Source organism: uncultured Mobiluncus sp. (genome assembly GCF_947254095.1).
In the GTDB taxonomy this organism is placed as follows: Bacteria; Actinomycetota; Actinomycetes; order Actinomycetales; family Actinomycetaceae; genus Mobiluncus.
The window spans coordinates 1-16,058 of record NZ_CAMYBV010000019.1; the positions used below are offsets into that span (position 1 = coordinate 1).

The following is a 16,058-nucleotide window of genomic DNA, read 5'->3' on the forward strand; positions in this document are numbered from 1 at the left end:
ACTCGCGGCGAGAACGCGCGGCCGCTTCCTTGTCCCGATTCTGATGTTCCAGACGCTGCAGCAGCGGCAAAAACTCGGGGTAAATCGGGACCGTTTCGTGGTCCTTGCCGTAGGCCTGGAGCATAGCGTGGGGCAGGGGAGGCTCCGCAGAGTCAGACCGGCTCGTCTCGTCCTCCGCTGGTGTGTCGGTGTAGGCACCCGAACCGAAAATCCCTCCGCCACCAAAAACGCTGGAGTTCCCGAAAACCCCCGTGTGCCGCCCACTCTCGGGCAGCCGGTCGCGGTCATAAGGGGTGCCCGAGAGCGGATGGTTCAGGTCAATCTGTTCCAGCGGCGCGACAATGAGGCGGGCCTGACGCCGCGCAATCAGGAAAGACAGCCCGAACACGCCCAGGGCAATGCCGCCCAAAATCGGCAACCCGGACAGGGCCGTGGCATAAAACGTGCGGACGGGACGCGCCACCCGAACGATTTTGCCCGACGGGATAGCCCGCGCGTAGTAGCACATATCCTCGCCGAGAGTGTCAGAATCACGCACCACGATATCGGAGCCCAACCCGGAAGCCTGGCGCCTCAAAGCCGAGACAATCTCAGGCCGGCTCGCGTGGTTGGCCATCTGAGCGGCGGGAACTTCGGAATCATAGAGAACCTCCCCGTCACCGGCTACCAAAGTTAGGCGAACCCCGGGAGTCTGACGGTGAAAGTCGGTGAGCATCTGGGTCTGAATATCATCGGTATGGTGTTCCAGGCTCAGCGCCAACAGGTCGCCTTCCTCGGTCAGGGCATCCAAAATGTTGGTGCGATTGACCCCATAAAAGAACACGACAGAGCCGAGATAAGCAAGCACCAGGGCTATGGCGGAAATACCTGAGATAGCCCCCAGGATCTTGCGTCGCATAAAATCTCCCTTGATTCGGTGGCGATTGCGCTAACAGCGCCCTTATTCGGAAATCTTATATCCAACGCCGCGCACGGTTTGGATGTGTTTCGCGGCCGCGCCGAGCTTCTTGCGCAGCGTGCGAATATGCACATCGACCGTGCGTGTCTCGCCGTGGAAACTGTATCCCCAGATGGAATCCAGCAGTTTGTCGCGGGAAAACAAAATCCCCGGCTGGCTCATGAGTTCCTCTAACAGCTGGTACTCCTTTAGAGTCAGTTTCACCTCTCGGCCCTCAACAGCGACCGTGTGGCGGGGAAGGTTCAGGTCAATAGTGCCGATGGTGAGGATTTCCTCGTCCTCAGCAGCGGGGTCGGCGGGACGAGACACGCGGCGCAACACCGCCCGGACTCGTGACACCAGCTCCATCATGCCAAACGGCTTGGTGATGTAGTCGTCCGCCCCCAAGTCCAAGGACTTAACCTTGTCGAACTCGGCGCCTTTCGCCGTGACCATGATGACCGGAATGCCCTCGGTTTCCGGGTTGGCCCGAATCCGGCGCAAAATCTGGATGCCATCAACGCCAGGCAGCATAATGTCCAGCAGAATCATTTCCGGGAGTAGCTGTGCCATCGCTTCGCGAAATTCCCGATAATCAGCGAAACCACGAGCGGTAAAACCGGTGGAACCGAGGGTATAAACAACCAGATCCCGAATGTTGAGGTCGTCCTCGACAAAATAAATCACACTCCCATTATTCCAGGGAGCGCCCGATTCAGGCGGATTTTGTGTCGAAGCTGACATCGTGTACCCCCGTAATTGCGAAATCCACCCACTCGGCGATGTTCGTGGCGTGGTCGCCGATACGTTCCAAGTATTTGGCAATCATGATGACGTCGATAGCCTTTTGAGCGTCCGCCGCGTCAGCATGCACAATGAAATCAATCATCTCGGTGGCGACCTCATCAAACATCCGGTCTACCGCGTCGTCCGCCGCCTGGGTGGCGGTAGCCAAAGCTAGGTCGCGGTCGACAAAAGACTGGACCGCGTCGTGGACCATCTCGGCAGTTTTCGCCGCCATCTGAGGAATTTTGGGGAATCCCCGCACCAGGGACATATCCGTAGACTTCACGATTTCCGCAATATCCGCGGCCTGGTCGCCGATACGCTCCATGTCGGTAATCATTTTGAGAGCGGCGGAAACCTGGCGTAAATCCCCGGCTACCGGCTGCTGCTGCAACAGCAATTTCAGGCACAAGTGCTCAATGTCCCGCTCCATCTGATCGATGTGGGCATCAGCCCGAATCACTTCACGAGCGATTTCATCGCTGGAACTGGACAAGGCCACCATGGTCTGACTGATGGCCTGTTCGCAGAGCTCTCCGGTCTCAACCAGCATTTCTTTGAGCTGCATGAGTTGTTGATCGAATCGGGAACGCATTACCTCTCTACTTTCTGTTTCATAACTCAAAACTTTATTTCCCTGACGCACCCCGCGGAATCTGCCGGGCGCGCGAAACCACGGTGTTAGCTGAACCGACCCGTGATGTAGTCCTCGGTGCGTTTGTCCGAAGGCACGCTGAACAGAGTTTCCGTATCGTTGTACTCCACCAGTTCGCCCAGCAGGAAGAACGCCGTGTTGTCGGCGATGCGCGAAGCCTGCTGCATATTGTGGGTCACAATCACGATGGTGTAATCCCGAGCCAGATCCACGACCAGTTCCTCAATCTTGGAGGTAGAAATCGGGTCGAGAGCGGAGGTCGGTTCGTCCATCAAGATAACGTCCGGTTCGGTAGCCAAAGCGCGGGCGATGCACAGACGCTGCTGCTGACCACCCGAAAGTCCCACGGCGGACTTTTGCAAGCGATCCTTTAGCTCGTCCCAAATCGCGGCTTGACGCAGGGAACGTTCCACGATGTCGCTCAGTTCCCGATGATTGCGAATCCCGTTGATGCGCGGCCCGTAGGCGATATTGTCAAAGACCGACTTGGGGAACGGGTTAGGCTGCTGGAACACCATGCCCACCCGCTTGCGCAGGGCGATGGCGTCCATATCCTTGAAAATATCCGCGCCGTCCAGCAGTACCTGTCCGGTGATGCGGACGCCTTTGACCAGGTCATTCATTCGGTTCAGGGTTTTCAGGAAGGTCGACTTGCCGCAGCCGGAGGGGCCAATCAAAGCCGTGATTTTGCGGGGCTGAATGTCGATGTTGACTCCCTTGAGAGCCTCAAAGTCGCCGTAATGCAGGTGCAGGTCACGTGCGGAAAACTTGGCGGTGGTGGAGATTTTGGGCGCTGCGGGGGACTCCAAAACGTTAGTTTGCCCAGTCATGAGTGATTATTCCTTTCCTTTAGGGTGGAAACGGTCGGTGAAGTTCGACGCGTCAATAGTCGGTTCGGCATGGTTCACCGTGTCAGCAGCGGGGACGGGAGTGTCGGAGTTAGCCTTACGCCACTTGCCTTTGCCGCCTTTGGGAGCCTGGTCAGACAGGCCCGTCAGGCTGGCGTGAACCCGCTTGGTAATAGTACGAGCCAAAATCGAGAACAGGAGGGCAATCAGCACCAGCACCGCGGCTGAGAAGTTAGCGATATCCACCGCGTTTGGTTCCACCGCTTCGGTACGCATGGCCCACACGTGCAGCGAAAGGGTTTCGCCGGGACGCATAGGGTTGAACGCGTTGGTAGGGGAGGTAATGTCTGTGGAGGACCAGTTGATGTTGGTGGACATACCGGCGGTGTAGAGCAGGGCGGCAGCCTCCCCGAAACCACGCTCTGCTGCCAGCACCACCCCGGTCATCAGGTGGGGGAGGGCCGCCGGGAGCTGCACCCGCACGATGGTGGTCCAGTGGGTCGCACCCAAGGCCGCGGAACCGTACTTCAGGTCTTGGGGTAGTGCCCGGAGAGCCGACTCGGTGGACGTGGTGACCAAGGGCAGATTCAGAATCGAAACCGCCAAAGCGCCAGCCAGCAAGTTCCACTGTTGCCCCACCATCAGGATAAAGACCAAGTAACCGAACAGTCCGACCACAATGGAGGGCAGGGAGGACAGGGACTCGATAGAGATGCGGATGAACCCGGTCCAGCGATTTTCTGGAGCGTATTCAGCCATGTAGATTCCGGCGGGAACGCCGAGAGCGACGGACACAATCAGGGACAAAAACACCAGGTAAACGGTGTTGAACACCTGGTTCATGATGCCGTCACGGGTGAAACTGAGGAACACGGGGTCAAAACTCAGCAGCCCACGAACCACGATGTAGGCCGCCAGCGCCACAATCAACATCAGGAAGAAACCCCCGATAGCGCCAAAGACGCCGGTCATCAGGTTGTTGATGCTCTTGGCACGGCGAATGCGGTGTTCCATCTGGGCGGAAAGACCCGAAGCGGTAGTCGTAGCGGTACTCATTGATTCTGCTTCCTTTCCGCGCCGATGATGTGGATTACAAAGATAAAGAACATTGAGATGAGGAACAGCAGCAAAGCCATGGTCCACAGCGCCGAGTTGTGTTCCCCGCCGTTGGTGGTGTTGCCCATGTCGGCGGTAATCGCCGTGGTCAGCGAACTGGTCGGAGAGAGGATGTCTGCGGGCAAGGCGCGAGTCTTGCCGATGACCATCGCCACCGCCAGAGCTTCGCCAAAAGCCCTGGCCAGACCCAGGATAATGCCGGTCAAAATGCCCTTCTTGGCCGCGGGCAGGACAATGTGGTAAATCGACTGCCAGCGGGTAGAACCCAAGCCGTAGGCCGCCTCACGATAATCGTAAGGAACCGCGGTAATCGCGTCGGCGGAAACGGTGGTGATGGTCGGGAAAATCATGACCGCCAGGACAATGCCCGCCGCTAGGACCGAATAGCCGCCCAGGGGGGCGTGAAAAAAGTCACGAATAAAAGGCACCAGGACGGTCAAGCCGACCCAGCCGTAAACCACGGAAGGGATGCCGAGGAACAGTTCTACAGCGGGACGGAACAGGCGCTCACCCGCGCGGGGAGCAATCTCTGTAATGAACACGGCGGCTCCCAACGCGAAAGGCGTAGCGATGGCCAGGCCCAGGAAACAGGTCATCAGCGAACCCAGAATAAAGATAAGGGCGCCGACACTGCCGCGCAGAGTCAAGTCCGGGCTGTCCTGCGGTTCCCAGTCCGGGGAAAACAGGAATTCTCCCACCGTGTGCTGGAACGCGGTAAAGGTGAAAGAACCTTTGTACAGCAGGAACAGGCCAATAACGACCGTTAACACGATGAGGGAAATGCCTGCAATCGCCACGATGGTCCCGCCGATTTTGTTTGCCAAACGGAAACGTTTGTCCGCCCCGCTCGAGTCGGACCGCGGCCGAGCCGGAGATGAATCCGCCGCGGAATTACGCGCCTGCGGGAGCGCTGAATCTGTGGATTTGAGACGAGTGGACACGTCCAGTTCAGTCATCCTTGTTTCCATCGATTCAGGCTCCCGCACCGAAGAAGCTGTGGTAGCCATTTGTTCAGTTGCGCCTGAGCCTCTTTAGGCCGCGGGGTCAGGGTGAGAATCGGTGGCTTCCTTTGACATCTTGGAAGACACACCGTAGCCCATCTTTTCCAGGTCGCCAGCGAACTTGTCGCCCATCATGTAGTCAAGGAACGCCTTGGTTACCTCATCAGGCTCACCCTTGGTGTACATGTGCTCGAAGCCCCACACCTTGTATTTGCCGTTGTAGGTATTTTCCAAGGTCGGTTCCACGCCGTCGATAGCGACCGGCTGAACTTCGTCCTTGCCAGCCAGGTAGGACAGCGCCACGTAGCCGATAGCGCCCTTGTTCTGGGTCACAGTCTGGAGCAGAGTACCGGAGTCGTCGGTCTCGAGGGACTGGTTGGAGGCTTCCTCGGCACCGCCCAGCGCCCAGGTCTTAAACAGGGCGCGAGTACCTGAGGAGGCCGGGCGGGTGACCAACACAATCTTTTCGTCCGGGCCGCCAACTTCCTTCCAGTTCGTGGTCTTGCCGGTAAAGATGTCGGTCAACTGGGCGGTGGTGAGGTCCGTGACCCCCAAATCCTTGTTGACCACCGGAGCCATCGTGATGGTGCAAACCTTGTGGTCGACCAAGTCGGCGGCCTGGGTCGCATCGAGCTTTTCACCAGCGAAAACGTCAGAGTTGCCGATGTTTACGGAACCGGCCGCAACCTGCTTGAGACCCTCACCGGAGCCGCCGCCGTTCATTGTGACGGTCACATCGGGGTTTTCCTGCATGAAAGCATCTGCCGCGGCTTTTGCCAGGGGCAGCAGCGCGGAGGAGCCGGAACCGGTGACGGTGCCGCTCAGAGTCGAAGTCGGTTCACTGGACTCGGTGTCGGTACCGGAGGCAGGCTTATCGCCACCGCCCCCACAGCCGGTCAACAAAGACATGGAAAGCAAACCAGCGCCAAAAATCGCGCCAATACGAGAGATTTTCATTGTGTTCCTTTCATACATCGAACTTTTACTCCCAAGTCAGATAGTAAGAAAGGATTGTTAAGGCTAGCGCGGGGCAGATGTTAAGAATACGTAAAACAATTTTACTTTACGGAAGTTGCCCTTTTCTTTTACGATTACGGGGATTTTTCGTTAATCTTGGCGGGTAACTTTGGAGATAATCCGAGTCGGCGCCACCACCATGACTCGGTCTTCAGGGGACAGTATGGTCTGGGCATGAGCGGTTTCCCAAGTGCCGGTGGGTGATTCGATCGCCACGATAGAGAATCCATCGCGGCGGCGCACGTCGAGCTCACCGAGGGTTTTCCCGCAGTAGCGCGGCCCCAAACTGGTGATGACCAGGGCAAACCCGTGCCCCAGGTCAATGTAGTTCTCGAAAGACTGCGCGACCTGGTGGGCAGCGCGCAACCCCATCTCAGATTCCGGATAGAACACGCGAGTGATGCCCATCTGGTTGAGGATTTCGCCCTGTTCCACGCTGGAGGCTTTCGCCCACACTTGGGGACAGTGCAGGGTCAGCAGGGCAGAGGCGCTCAGGATGGAGGCGGCGAGGTCGGCGCCAATCGTGACCACCCCGCAGGCGTACTCGTCTACGGCAAGCTGGGCCAACGCCTCCTTGTCGGTGGCGTCCGCCCGCACCACGTGCCGCAGGAGCGCCGACGCACGTTGCACGACTTCTGCGTTACAGTCGATACCCAACACTTCCACGCCGCTGGCCTCCAACTCGGTCGCCATGCTCAGGCCGAAACGTCCCAAGCCGATGACGACCGCGCTTTGCGGGTTGCCTGCCTCATGGGCCGAAGATTCCGGGGAGGGTTTCTGATTAAACATATTCATTTCGTTGTCCTAACCGATGAGGGGGTGGTCACGAGGAAGTTCGTAGGCTACCGGCCGTTTCCGGGTCGCGAGAGCCGCCGCCAAAGTCAGCGGTCCGACACGTCCCAGAATCATAAAGATTATGACCATGAACTGCGCCGCAACAGGTAGCATGGGGGTGATTCCGGTACTCAGACCCACGGTACCCAGGGCGGAACAGATTTCAAACAGGCACTGGTTTAAGTTGAAAGGTGTAAAGAGCATCAGCAGGAAAGTTCCTACCGCGACCAGGCCGGAAAACAGCGAAAACACCGCCAAGGCTTGACGCTGAGCCGAACGGGCCAGGCGCCAGCCCAGGATATTGATGGCGTGAGCCCCCCGAATCTCACCCCAGAGGGTCGCCATCACCACGGTCACCGTAGTGATTTTCATACCTCCTGCGGTACCGGCCGGACCCCCGCCAATCAGCATCAGCCCATCGGTGATGAGCCAGGTTTCCGGGTACTGTTGGGAAATATCGAGGGAGTTGAAACCCGCGGTGCGCGGCGAGATTGAGCAAAACAGCCCGTTGAGGAAACGTTGCGGTACGGGCATTGCGCCGAGGGTGTGGGGATTGTGCCATTCCAGAGCGGTGATGGCAACCCAGCCGAAAACAATCGCCACCGCGGTTCCCAGCAGCATGATGCGGGTAGTCATGCCCCACTTCCACCAGTGCAGGCCGTTGCGGTAGAGCATCAGCCAGACGGGGAAGCCCAAGCCTCCTATCACGATGAGCGCCGCCAGGCTCAACAGCAGGAAAGGGTCGGCGCTGAAACTCATCAGGGAATCTTCGTAAGGGGCGAAACCGGCGTTGTTGAAAGCGGAACCCGTGAGGAAAACCCCGTGCGCCATCGCCTGGAGCGGTGAGGCGGCGTGCCCGGAAAACCACAGATAGAGACTGTTAAAGACAGAAAACACCAGTTGCAACAGGAACGAGGCGACCACGATTTGCGCCACAGAATGGCGCACTTCGCGCGGAGTCAGGCCGAACCACACTTTGGCGATGGCACGGTCCTCGAAAGTGGCGCGTTTACGCAGCGCCGAGGCGAGCAGGGTGACCATGGTCATGGTGCCGATGCCGCCTAACTCGATGAGCACGAGGACGACAGCTTGACCGAAAGCGGACCAGTAGCTGCCCGTGTCCACCACGATGAGTCCCGTCACGCTGGTGGCCGAGGCGGCGGTGAACAGCGCGACCGAGAGGGGAGCGCCGCCGGCAAACGCTGGCCCGAAGATGGGGACGCCGGTGGGAATAGTTCGGGGGGCGACGACGTCGAAAGTCGTCGCGACCGCAGCTCCGCTCCGGGACACCGGAAGCATCAGCAATACCGTTCCCACCAGGATAGTTATCAAAAATGCCGCCGAGATTTTGCGGCCGGGATTAAACTCGGAGACGCGAGCCACCGGATTAGTATAAACCCGGCGCCGTGCCACGCAACTTATTTGAGAACCGCACCGGATTACCAGTAAGGTAAAAAGGTGATTTCCCCCGATGATTTTCAGCCCCTCATTGAAAAACTGCGCGCGTCTTTCGCGACGATTTCGGCGGTGATGGACCCCGAGCTGCTGGAGCAAAAGATTGCCGACTTGACGAAACAAGCCGCCGCCCCGGACTTGTGGGACGACCAAGAAAACGCCCAGAAAGTCACGCAATCGCTGTCGGTGGCGCAGGCCGATTTACAGCGTTTACGGGCGATGCAGGCGCGGATTGACGATATGGAAGCCCTGGTCGAGTTGGGGGCGGAAGAAAGCGGGGAGGACCGCGACGCGATACTCACCGATGCGGAACACACTTATGAAACGTTGAAACAGGACCTGGACGCGATGGAGGTGAAAACCCTGCTGAACGGGGAATATGACGAGCGTTTCGCGGTCGTCACCATACGTTCCGGAGCGGGCGGGGTGGACGCCGCCGACTTCGCGCAGATGCTGCTGCGGATGTACCTGCGGTATTGCGAACGACACAACTATGCCACCAAGGTGCTGGATACGTCCTATGCGGAAGAAGCGGGGATTAAGTCGGTAACGTTCCAGGTCGATGCCCCTTATGCGTACGGGATGTTGTCAGTAGAAGCGGGGACGCACCGGCTGGCGCGGGTCAGCCCGTTTAACGCGGCGGGCAAGCGCCAGACTTCTTTTGCGGCGGTGGAGGTCATTCCCCTGATTGAGACGACCGACCACATCGAAGTGCCCGAGAGCGACATTAAGATTGACGTGTTTCGGTCCTCCGGGCCGGGCGGCCAGTCCGTGAACACCACGGATTCGGCGGTGCGACTGACCCACCTGCCCACCGGTATCGTCATCTCGATGCAGGACGAAAAATCCCAGATTCAAAACCGAGCCGCCGCGATGCGCGTGCTGCAGTCACGCCTGCTAATGCTGCGTCACCAGCAAGAGCACGATAAGAAAAAGGAGCTGGCGGGGGACGTCAAAGCCTCGTGGGGCGACCAGATGCGCTCCTACTTCCTCTATGGGCAACAGCTGGTCAAAGACCTTCGAACCGGCTATGAATCGGGCAACCCGGACAGCGTATTTGACGGCGACCTGGACGGATTCATCGACGCGGCGATTCGCTGGCGCAAGCATCAGGAAAAGCACAGCGACCAGTAGGGGACCCACCGAGCAACAGACGGGAAAAACTCACCCCGCGAACGCCCTTTTGCGCGGTAATAATCGCGTTTTTCCCTGCGATTGCACTTCTGCGGGTGTCACTCCGTTTTTATCGTTTCGTTATAAATAGACTTAGTAGCGTATCTGAAACTGAACTGGGGAGTGGAAAAGGTTGATTACCTTCGACAACGTCACCAAAATTTATAAGCGGGGAGCGCGCCCGGCGCTGGACCACGTGGGGCTCACTATTGACCGGGGAGAGTTCGTGTTCCTGGTCGGGACCTCCGGATCGGGAAAGTCCACGTTTCTCTCGCTGGTGCTCGGCGAAGAGAGCGCCACGGAGGGGAAGATTCTGGTCCTGGGCAAGGACCTAGGGCGATTGTCGAGGTGGAAAGTGCCGGCGCTGCGCCGCCAAGTCGGAGTGGTGTTCCAAGACTTTCGCCTGTTGGAAAACAAGAACGTGTACGACAACGTGGCGATTGCCCTGCAGGTCATCGGCAAGCCACGTCGCGTCATTCGCCGGGTCGTCCCCGAAGTGCTCCAGATGGTCGGTTTGGGCGGCAAAGACAAGCGTTTTCCCCACGAGCTCAGCGGCGGCGAACAGCAGCGCGTGGCGATTGCTCGCGCCATGGTGAACCGTCCACCCATTCTGCTCGCGGACGAGCCGACCGGCAACCTGGACCCCGCCACGTCCTTGGGAATTATGCGACTGTTGGACCGGATTAACCGGGCGGGCACCACCGTGGTGATGGCTACCCACGACGAAGAAATTGTGAACCAGATGCGCAAACGCGTCATTGAACTGGACGAAGGCCGGGTCGTGCGCGACCAAGCCCGCGGTATCTACGGAGCGTCAGCCCCGAAAGGAACCGACGCCGCCGACGACCGCCCCGCCGCGGACGCGGGGGCGTTACCGAAACCAAAAGGTGTCGGGACAGCACGGAAAGGAGGCCGTAAGTAATGCGATTTACTTTCGTATTATCCCAGGTAGGCCAGGGTTTGCGGCGCAATCTGGCGATGACGGTTGCGGTCATTATCGTGACTTGCGTCTCCCTGCTGTTCGTGGGGTCGGCGGTGCTGGCGGAAATGCAGATTAATAACCTGCGCGATACCTGGTACGGCAAAATCGAGATTTCCGTGTCGATGTGTACCAAGGACGACGTGTCTCCCAACTGCAACGGTCAGGAGGCCAGCGAGGCGCAGATTGCGGCGATTGACGAACAGTTGAAGTCCGAGCGTCTCAGCAAGTACATCGACAATGTGTATTTCGAAACCAAGGAAGAGGCTTTCGAAAGTTTCAAGAAGCTGGCCGGCACGGAACAGTATTATCAATATGTCAAAGCGGATATGATGCCCGCTTCGTTTCGGATTAAGCTAAAGAACCCGGAACAGTACCGCGTGGTCGTCGAGGAACTGCAGGGACGTGACGGGGTCGCCCAGGTCATTGACCAAAAGCAGATCCTGGAAAAGCTGCTGACCGGATTGCATCAGGCGACTTACCTGGCTATCGGGCTGGCGGTGGCCATGATTATCGCCGCGGTCCTGTTGATTACCACCACTATCCGGCTGTCCGCGATGAGTCGGGAACGCGAAACGTCCATTATGCGCTTGGTCGGAGCCTCGAACCTGTTTGTACAGCTGCCGTTTATGGTGGAGGGCGCTGTTGCGGCGACGATTGGTGCCCTAGGGTCGGTGGCGATTCTGTGGGCCAGCGTAAAGTTCCTGGTCGGGTCCTGGCTGTCGGGACTTTCCGGAGTCGTCCAGCTCATTTCACCCAACGATGTGTTGCTCATCGCGCCGTTCCTGGTGCTGGCGGCCATTTTGCTGGCTGTCGTGGCTTCGGCGGCGTCCCTGAACCGCTACACCAGAGTTTAGGGCTCCGTTGGCAATGTTGCGGACGGGGAAAGTCGCGGTATTTGGCTAAACTTGAAACATCACGCTTTGCGGTGTGGCGACCGAGAAGGAGGTGAGCACGTGCGAAGGAAATTGACCGCCCTGGTGGGGGCGCTGGCGGCACTCGGGATCGCCTCGATGTCCACCATTTCGCTCAGTTATGCTAACGCGGCGCTCACCCCCGCGAACGTTAGTGCAAGGGCGGCGGCGGCGACCGGCCTTGTGAAGGCTGACAAGAAATCCGACGAACGCAAGAAACTCGAGGCGCAGCAGGCTGCCTCCAGAAAGAAGCAAGCGGAACTGGCGGCCCAGCTGGAGGGGGTCAACGCGAATCTGGTGCAGCTGGCGGTGTCCCTCGAGCAAACCAAGGCGGCTATTCCCGCGGCGCAAGCTGAGGTTGCCAATGCGCAGGCGAAACTGGCTGATGCGCAGGCGAAACATCAGCAAATTCAAAGCCGGCTGGAGATTGCGAATCGTCAGAAAGAGGAACTGCGCGAACAGATTGCGCAGGGCGAGCAAACCATTGAAAAAACGCAAGTCGCTATCGGTCAGATGGCGCGCATGGCTTATCGCGGGGCGATGCTGGAAACTTCGCCGCTTTCGTTGCTGCTGGATTCCCAGTCCCTGGATGAACTCACGCTGCGGGCGCAGGTGGCAGCCACGGCGACCAAGTCGCAAAATCGTGCCATTGTGGAAGCTCAAGAGGCAAACGCGGCTAATAACAACGCTCGGGCTCGCCAGGAGGCCGTGACTGTGAAAATTGGGGAACTGGAGACTCAGGCTCAGCAGGCGGTGCAAGCCGCCGATGAGGCTCGCGCTGAGCAGCAACGAAAGCTGGGCGAATTCCAGGATTTGCAACAAAGGCAGGTCGCCCAGCAAGGGCAGTTGAACAATCAGCGGGCGGCGTTTGAAAAACAGATTGCGGAAGAACAGGCCACGCAGGCGGCCGCGGCGGCGCGAATTGCCGCGCTGAATCAACAGCCGAGCGGCATGCCGGCTCGCTCCATTTCAGGGGGGATATTTGGCGCGCCCCTATCGTCGCTGTCGGTGACCTCGCCTTACGGATACCGAGTCCACCCCATTACGAAGACGCGGCGACTCCATGCTGGTACGGACTTCGGGATAGGGTGCGGAACCCCGATTTATGCCTCGCAGTCCGGAACGGTGAGCTTCGCCGGCTGGGATGGAGCCGGCGGGAAATCGACTTATATCAACCACGGCACCATCAACGGCTCCAAGTGGCAGACTACCTACCGTCACCAGTCCCAGTTCAAAGTTTCGGTCGGTGCTTCCGTGCAGAAGGGTCAGGTCATTGGCTTGGTCGGTTCTACCGGCGGTTCGACCGGATGCCACCTGCACTTTGAAGTGTGGCAAAACGGGAAAACTATCAACCCGCTGGGGGTGCTGTAGGCGGTCGCCTCACGAGGGCGGCGCCACCAGAGTGGGTAGGCGAGCGGCCGGACTGGTGATGAGTCCGTGATGAATCGGTAACCAATCGGTGACGAAACCGTGACGAAACCGTGGCGAGTTCGTGACGGGTTGGCGGCCACCCGGCCTGGTGAAGACCGAGGGGCGACGCGGGGAAAAGTTGGCAGACCGTGCTTTTGCGCTAAAATTGCACTCTATGGGTAAAAAAGCTGCTGCTGTGTCGGGTCAGCCAGGGAAGTTGACCCCCTCTCAGCGTGCCAAAGCGGAGTCGGATGCCAAGAAAGTCATCGCCCGAAACAAGAAGGCCGCGCACGATTATTTTTTGGAGGACCGCTACGAGGCGGGATTGTCGCTGACCGGCACCGAAGTCAAGGCTTTGCGGATGGGACGGGCTTCGCTCGCCGAAGCGTGGGTTGAAGTCGACCGCGGGGAAGCGTGGCTGCAAGGGGCGAATATTCCGGAATATTTTTACGGGTCCTGGACGAATCACGCTCCGAAACGCAAGCGCAAACTGCTGCTGCACAAGCGCGAAATCGCGAAACTCGAAGGGGCGGTAGCCGCGAAAGGCTACACGATTGTGCCGGTAGAGCTGTATTTCGTGGGCGGACGCGCGAAAGTGGAGATTGCAGTGGCGAAAGGCAAGCAAGAGTGGGATAAGCGGCAAACTATCCGCCAGCGCGAGGACGACCGCGAGGCGCAGCGGGCTTTGCGGGAGGCGAACCGGCGCTCCCGGTAATCGCTGTGGGAGGCCGGGGCTGGCGCAGACTGGGGCAGACGACCCGGCAGGAGCGCCGCGAGCACAGTGCTATACCGGATAAAGTCCGTCGGGCTGGCGAGGCTCGGTAAAAGCGGATGCGTCGCCGGTTTGTCCGCGGGCAGCGGGGTTAGTCTGTCGGCGCCGACTTGAGGTACTGATGCTCGGCGCGGATGGCTTTGACCAGTTCAGCGTGGGCATTGGTGCCGTATTTCGCTGAGAATTCCTGCCATTCCTGGACCGCTTGCGGATCTAAGTGCATCATGGCCTGGAGGTTGCCCGCGCTGTCGCTGGCGGTGATGGCCTCGCCATCCTCCGAGCCAGCCCATTCACGAAACACCCGGTAGCCCTCGGCGCGGAACGCCTCTGTGTAGGCCGCGGCCGCCGCGTTGCGATCGGCACGATACGAGGCGACTTCTTCATCAGGAATCCAATAGGCATCGACCAAGGTCATGCCGTTGCGGTGGGTTTTCGTGTCCCCTGGCGCCAACTCGAAGTCGTCGGGAGGCCAGGAGTCATCCTCCGGTTCGGTGCGGGCGATTTCGGCTTGAAACAGCTCCAGCGCGTCAGAGGAAAACAGGACGAAATACACGTTGTCTATCGGGGGTTCTGCGTTTTTGGTCTGGTCTGGAGCTGCGGAATCACCGGTCGGGTCGGTGTCACGAGAGGGGTGGGTCCCGGCGGCCCACTCGCGTACGGCTGCCACGCCGATGCGCGCGACTTCGGCCATGTCCCAGCCGTAGACTCCGCCGGATATGGCGGGAAACGCCACCTCGTGGGCGCCCACTCGCGCGGCTTCACTCAAGGAGTTCGCAAAAGCGTCGTGCAGCAGCTGCGGGTCGGTTTGTCCGGCGTGACGGTTGGGGCCGACGGTGTGAATGACCCACCGCGCCTCCAGGTTGAACCCCCTGGTGGCGACCGCTTCGCCCACCGGCAGACCGTCGGGAAAACGAGTCTCACGCAGCTTGCGACAGGCCGCAAGCAGCTCCGGACCGGCAGCTCGGTGAATCGCCCCATCGACGCCGCCGCCCCCCAATAGTGAGGAGTTCGCGGCGTTGACAATCGCGTCCACATTCATCTCGGTGAGGTCTCCGCCAATCGCGTGTATCTGCATTTTTGTTCCCTTTCGGCTAGGTTTCCAGTCTAGCGTGAAGCGGGAAAAACGTCGCGGCAAAGAGCGGATTTTCGCACAAAAAAGTGCCCTGTGTGGGGCTTGAACCCACGACCAACGGATTATGAGTCCGCTGCTCTGACCGACTGAGCTAACAGGGCGTAAACATACTAACAAGTTACTGAGCTCAGGTGGTATTTCTGAACGCCGGGAATTTGCATTTTCGGTGTTGCCGCCGGGAAGCGTGGAAATGCCCGCGAGGGAAGGTAGCCCGCTGAGATACAGTGGAGCTTATGAGCCTGAGGAAAAGCAAAATCCCCGCGGAACTGAAAGCGCTGCTGCCCCGGAGCGGGCGCAACTCTATACCGTTGTACTTTGCGGACCAGGACTTGTGGCTGTTTGCCGACCCCAGCGGCTTAATCAGGCGAGATAGCGAGGTGACTCGCTGGGAGTGGCACGAGGTGCAGCAGATTGGGTGGGATCGCGACACCGACACTTTGAGTGTGACCTGGCCCGACCCGGGCAAAGCGCCGCTGCTGCTAAAGAACCCGGAGTCGACCATGCTCAAGGCCTTCGGAGACTACGCGCGCATTTACCTGCAAAAGTCCCAAATCTATACCCAGTTTTCGACACTGCCCTCCGGGACGAAAGTGCGGATTTCGGTGCGAGCCAAGGCGGACGGGAGCCGCTTTTCCGAAGTCGTGGCTTTCGGGGCGCTGGCACCGGGCGACATGCCCGCGCTGTCCAGTTTGGAATCCCAGGTGCGCGACATGGCGGGCCTACCGGCCTAAAACCGGTAACCTCGCAGCGAGTGGACATTCGCGAAAAGGTTCTGTTAGAATCTTATCCGCAATCCCGCGTAGCTCAACGGCAGAGCGTCCGACTGTTAATCGGCAGGTTGCTGGTTCGAATCCAGCCGCGGGAGCTTTTTTGTATCCGGCGCTTTGGGGTTTTTCGAGCCGTTTTTTGCTAGTCTGCCTTTGCTTTTTTGGCTCTTTTTCAGGTCGGTACGCGCCCCGCGCCCCGGGCGATTAGCCAGCCAATGGTCGATAGTGTCGGTAGACCAGCCGTTGGCTGTGACTTTTTCGC

Annotated in this window: 15 protein-coding genes, 2 tRNA genes and 1 pseudogene; 7 read left to right on the top strand and 11 right to left on the bottom strand. The window is 59.1% G+C overall.

All coding sequences use genetic code 11. The annotated features are described in order from the left end of the window. The 9 genes and pseudogenes from Q0X47_RS07050 to Q0X47_RS07090 form a co-directional block, all read right to left on the bottom strand. Nucleotides 1-898: pseudogene (locus Q0X47_RS07050) on the bottom strand (two-component sensor histidine kinase); the annotation flags it as partial. Between the two features lie 42 nt (nucleotides 899-940). Next, a complete protein-coding gene (locus tag Q0X47_RS07055) occupies nucleotides 941-1,624 on the bottom strand; it encodes a winged helix-turn-helix domain-containing protein (RefSeq protein ID WP_297724265.1) in 684 nt (227 codons plus the stop codon). Between the two features lie 28 nt (nucleotides 1,625-1,652). Then, nucleotides 1,653-2,318 (bottom strand): phosphate signaling complex protein PhoU, encoded by a 666-nt coding sequence (phoU, locus tag Q0X47_RS07060; protein WP_297724267.1) that lies wholly within the window; start codon nucleotides 2,316-2,318, stop codon nucleotides 1,653-1,655. A gap of 86 nt (nucleotides 2,319-2,404) precedes the next feature. Next, a complete protein-coding gene (gene pstB, locus Q0X47_RS07065) occupies nucleotides 2,405-3,208 on the bottom strand; it encodes a phosphate ABC transporter ATP-binding protein PstB (protein ID WP_297724269.1) in 804 nt (267 codons plus the stop codon). 6 nt (nucleotides 3,209-3,214) lie between these two features. Then, complete coding sequence (gene pstA / locus Q0X47_RS07070; protein WP_297724271.1) at nucleotides 3,215-4,282, bottom strand: phosphate ABC transporter permease PstA; 1,068 nt, start codon at nucleotides 4,280-4,282, stop codon at nucleotides 3,215-3,217. Next, on the bottom strand, nucleotides 4,279-5,349 hold the full coding sequence (gene pstC / locus Q0X47_RS07075; protein WP_297724274.1) for a phosphate ABC transporter permease subunit PstC: 1,071 nt from the start codon (nucleotides 5,347-5,349) through the stop codon (nucleotides 4,279-4,281). Before pstC ends, pstA begins: the two co-directional genes overlap by 4 nt. A gap of 24 nt (nucleotides 5,350-5,373) precedes the next feature. Next, complete coding sequence (locus Q0X47_RS07080) at nucleotides 5,374-6,300, bottom strand: phosphate ABC transporter substrate-binding protein (protein WP_297724277.1); 927 nt, start codon at nucleotides 6,298-6,300, stop codon at nucleotides 5,374-5,376. Nucleotides 6,301-6,450: 150 nt separating this feature from the next. After that, nucleotides 6,451-7,155, bottom strand: a complete 705-nt coding sequence (locus Q0X47_RS07085; RefSeq protein WP_297724280.1) for a TrkA family potassium uptake protein — start codon at nucleotides 7,153-7,155, stop codon at nucleotides 6,451-6,453. Nucleotides 7,156-7,164: 9 nt separating this feature from the next. Continuing rightward, nucleotides 7,165-8,577, bottom strand: coding sequence for a TrkH family potassium uptake protein (locus Q0X47_RS07090; protein ID WP_297724285.1), 1,413 nt, complete (start codon nucleotides 8,575-8,577; stop codon nucleotides 7,165-7,167). 75 nt (nucleotides 8,578-8,652) lie between these two features. Between Q0X47_RS07090 and prfB the strand changes: the two genes are divergently transcribed. The 5 genes from prfB (at nucleotide 8,653) to smpB (ending at nucleotide 13,840) form a co-directional block, all read left to right on the top strand. Further along, nucleotides 8,653-9,783, top strand: coding sequence for a peptide chain release factor 2 (gene prfB / locus Q0X47_RS07095; protein WP_297724288.1), 1,131 nt, complete (start codon nucleotides 8,653-8,655; stop codon nucleotides 9,781-9,783). A gap of 172 nt (nucleotides 9,784-9,955) precedes the next feature. After that, on the top strand, nucleotides 9,956-10,744 hold the full coding sequence (gene ftsE / locus Q0X47_RS07100; protein WP_297724291.1) for a cell division ATP-binding protein FtsE: 789 nt from the start codon (nucleotides 9,956-9,958) through the stop codon (nucleotides 10,742-10,744). Beyond that, on the top strand, nucleotides 10,744-11,658 hold the full coding sequence (gene ftsX, locus Q0X47_RS07105; RefSeq protein ID WP_297724293.1) for a permease-like cell division protein FtsX: 915 nt from the start codon (nucleotides 10,744-10,746) through the stop codon (nucleotides 11,656-11,658). The genes ftsE and ftsX overlap by 1 nt, the downstream gene beginning before the upstream one ends. Nucleotides 11,659-11,757: 99 nt before the next feature. After that, nucleotides 11,758-13,086, top strand: coding sequence for a M23 family metallopeptidase (locus Q0X47_RS07110; protein ID WP_297724296.1), 1,329 nt, complete (start codon nucleotides 11,758-11,760; stop codon nucleotides 13,084-13,086). Nucleotides 13,087-13,300: 214 nt separating this feature from the next. Then, nucleotides 13,301-13,840, top strand: a complete 540-nt coding sequence (gene smpB, locus Q0X47_RS07115) for an SsrA-binding protein SmpB (RefSeq protein WP_297724298.1) — start codon at nucleotides 13,301-13,303, stop codon at nucleotides 13,838-13,840. Nucleotides 13,841-13,988: 148 nt separating this feature from the next. On the opposite strand, the gene Q0X47_RS07120 is transcribed toward smpB, so the two are convergent. Together Q0X47_RS07120 and Q0X47_RS07125 are read right to left on the bottom strand one after the other, a co-directional pair. Further along, complete coding sequence (locus Q0X47_RS07120) at nucleotides 13,989-14,972, bottom strand: O-acetyl-ADP-ribose deacetylase (protein ID WP_297724301.1); 984 nt, start codon at nucleotides 14,970-14,972, stop codon at nucleotides 13,989-13,991. Nucleotides 14,973-15,056: 84 nt separating this feature from the next. Next, nucleotides 15,057-15,130: transfer RNA gene (locus tag Q0X47_RS07125), tRNA-Ile, on the bottom strand. A 132-nt stretch (nucleotides 15,131-15,262) separates the two neighbouring features. Between Q0X47_RS07125 and Q0X47_RS07130 the strand changes: the two genes are divergently transcribed. Together Q0X47_RS07130 and Q0X47_RS07135 are read left to right on the top strand one after the other, a co-directional pair. Then, a complete protein-coding gene (locus Q0X47_RS07130; protein WP_297724304.1) occupies nucleotides 15,263-15,760 on the top strand; it encodes a hypothetical protein in 498 nt (165 codons plus the stop codon). A 62-nt stretch (nucleotides 15,761-15,822) separates the two neighbouring features. Then, nucleotides 15,823-15,894: transfer RNA gene (locus Q0X47_RS07135), tRNA-Asn, on the top strand. The last annotated feature ends 164 nt before the right edge of the window (nucleotides 15,895-16,058 follow it).

Bases quoted from the DNA above. Each gene is read 5' to 3' on its own strand.
- phoU (WP_297724267.1), bottom strand. From the start codon at position 2,318: ATGCGTTCCCGATTCGATCAACAACTCATGCAGCTCAAAGAAATGCTG.
- pstB (WP_297724269.1), bottom strand. From the start codon at position 3,208: ATGACTGGGCAAACTAACGTTTTGGAGTCCCCCGCAGCGCCCAAAATC.
- pstA (WP_297724271.1), bottom strand. From the start codon at position 4,282: ATGAGTACCGCTACGACTACCGCTTCGGGTCTTTCCGCCCAGATGGAA.
- pstC (WP_297724274.1), bottom strand. From the start codon at position 5,349: ATGGCTACCACAGCTTCTTCGGTGCGGGAGCCTGAATCGATGGAAACA.
- Q0X47_RS07080 (WP_297724277.1), bottom strand. From the start codon at position 6,300: ATGAAAATCTCTCGTATTGGCGCGATTTTTGGCGCTGGTTTGCTTTCC.
- Q0X47_RS07085 (WP_297724280.1), bottom strand. From the start codon at position 7,155: ATGAATATGTTTAATCAGAAACCCTCCCCGGAATCTTCGGCCCATGAG.
- ftsX (WP_297724293.1), top strand. From the start codon at position 10,744: ATGCGATTTACTTTCGTATTATCCCAGGTAGGCCAGGGTTTGCGGCGC.
- smpB (WP_297724298.1), top strand. From the start codon at position 13,301: ATGGGTAAAAAAGCTGCTGCTGTGTCGGGTCAGCCAGGGAAGTTGACC.
- Q0X47_RS07120 (WP_297724301.1), bottom strand. From the start codon at position 14,972: ATGCAGATACACGCGATTGGCGGAGACCTCACCGAGATGAATGTGGAC.
- Q0X47_RS07130 (WP_297724304.1), top strand. From the start codon at position 15,263: ATGAGCCTGAGGAAAAGCAAAATCCCCGCGGAACTGAAAGCGCTGCTG.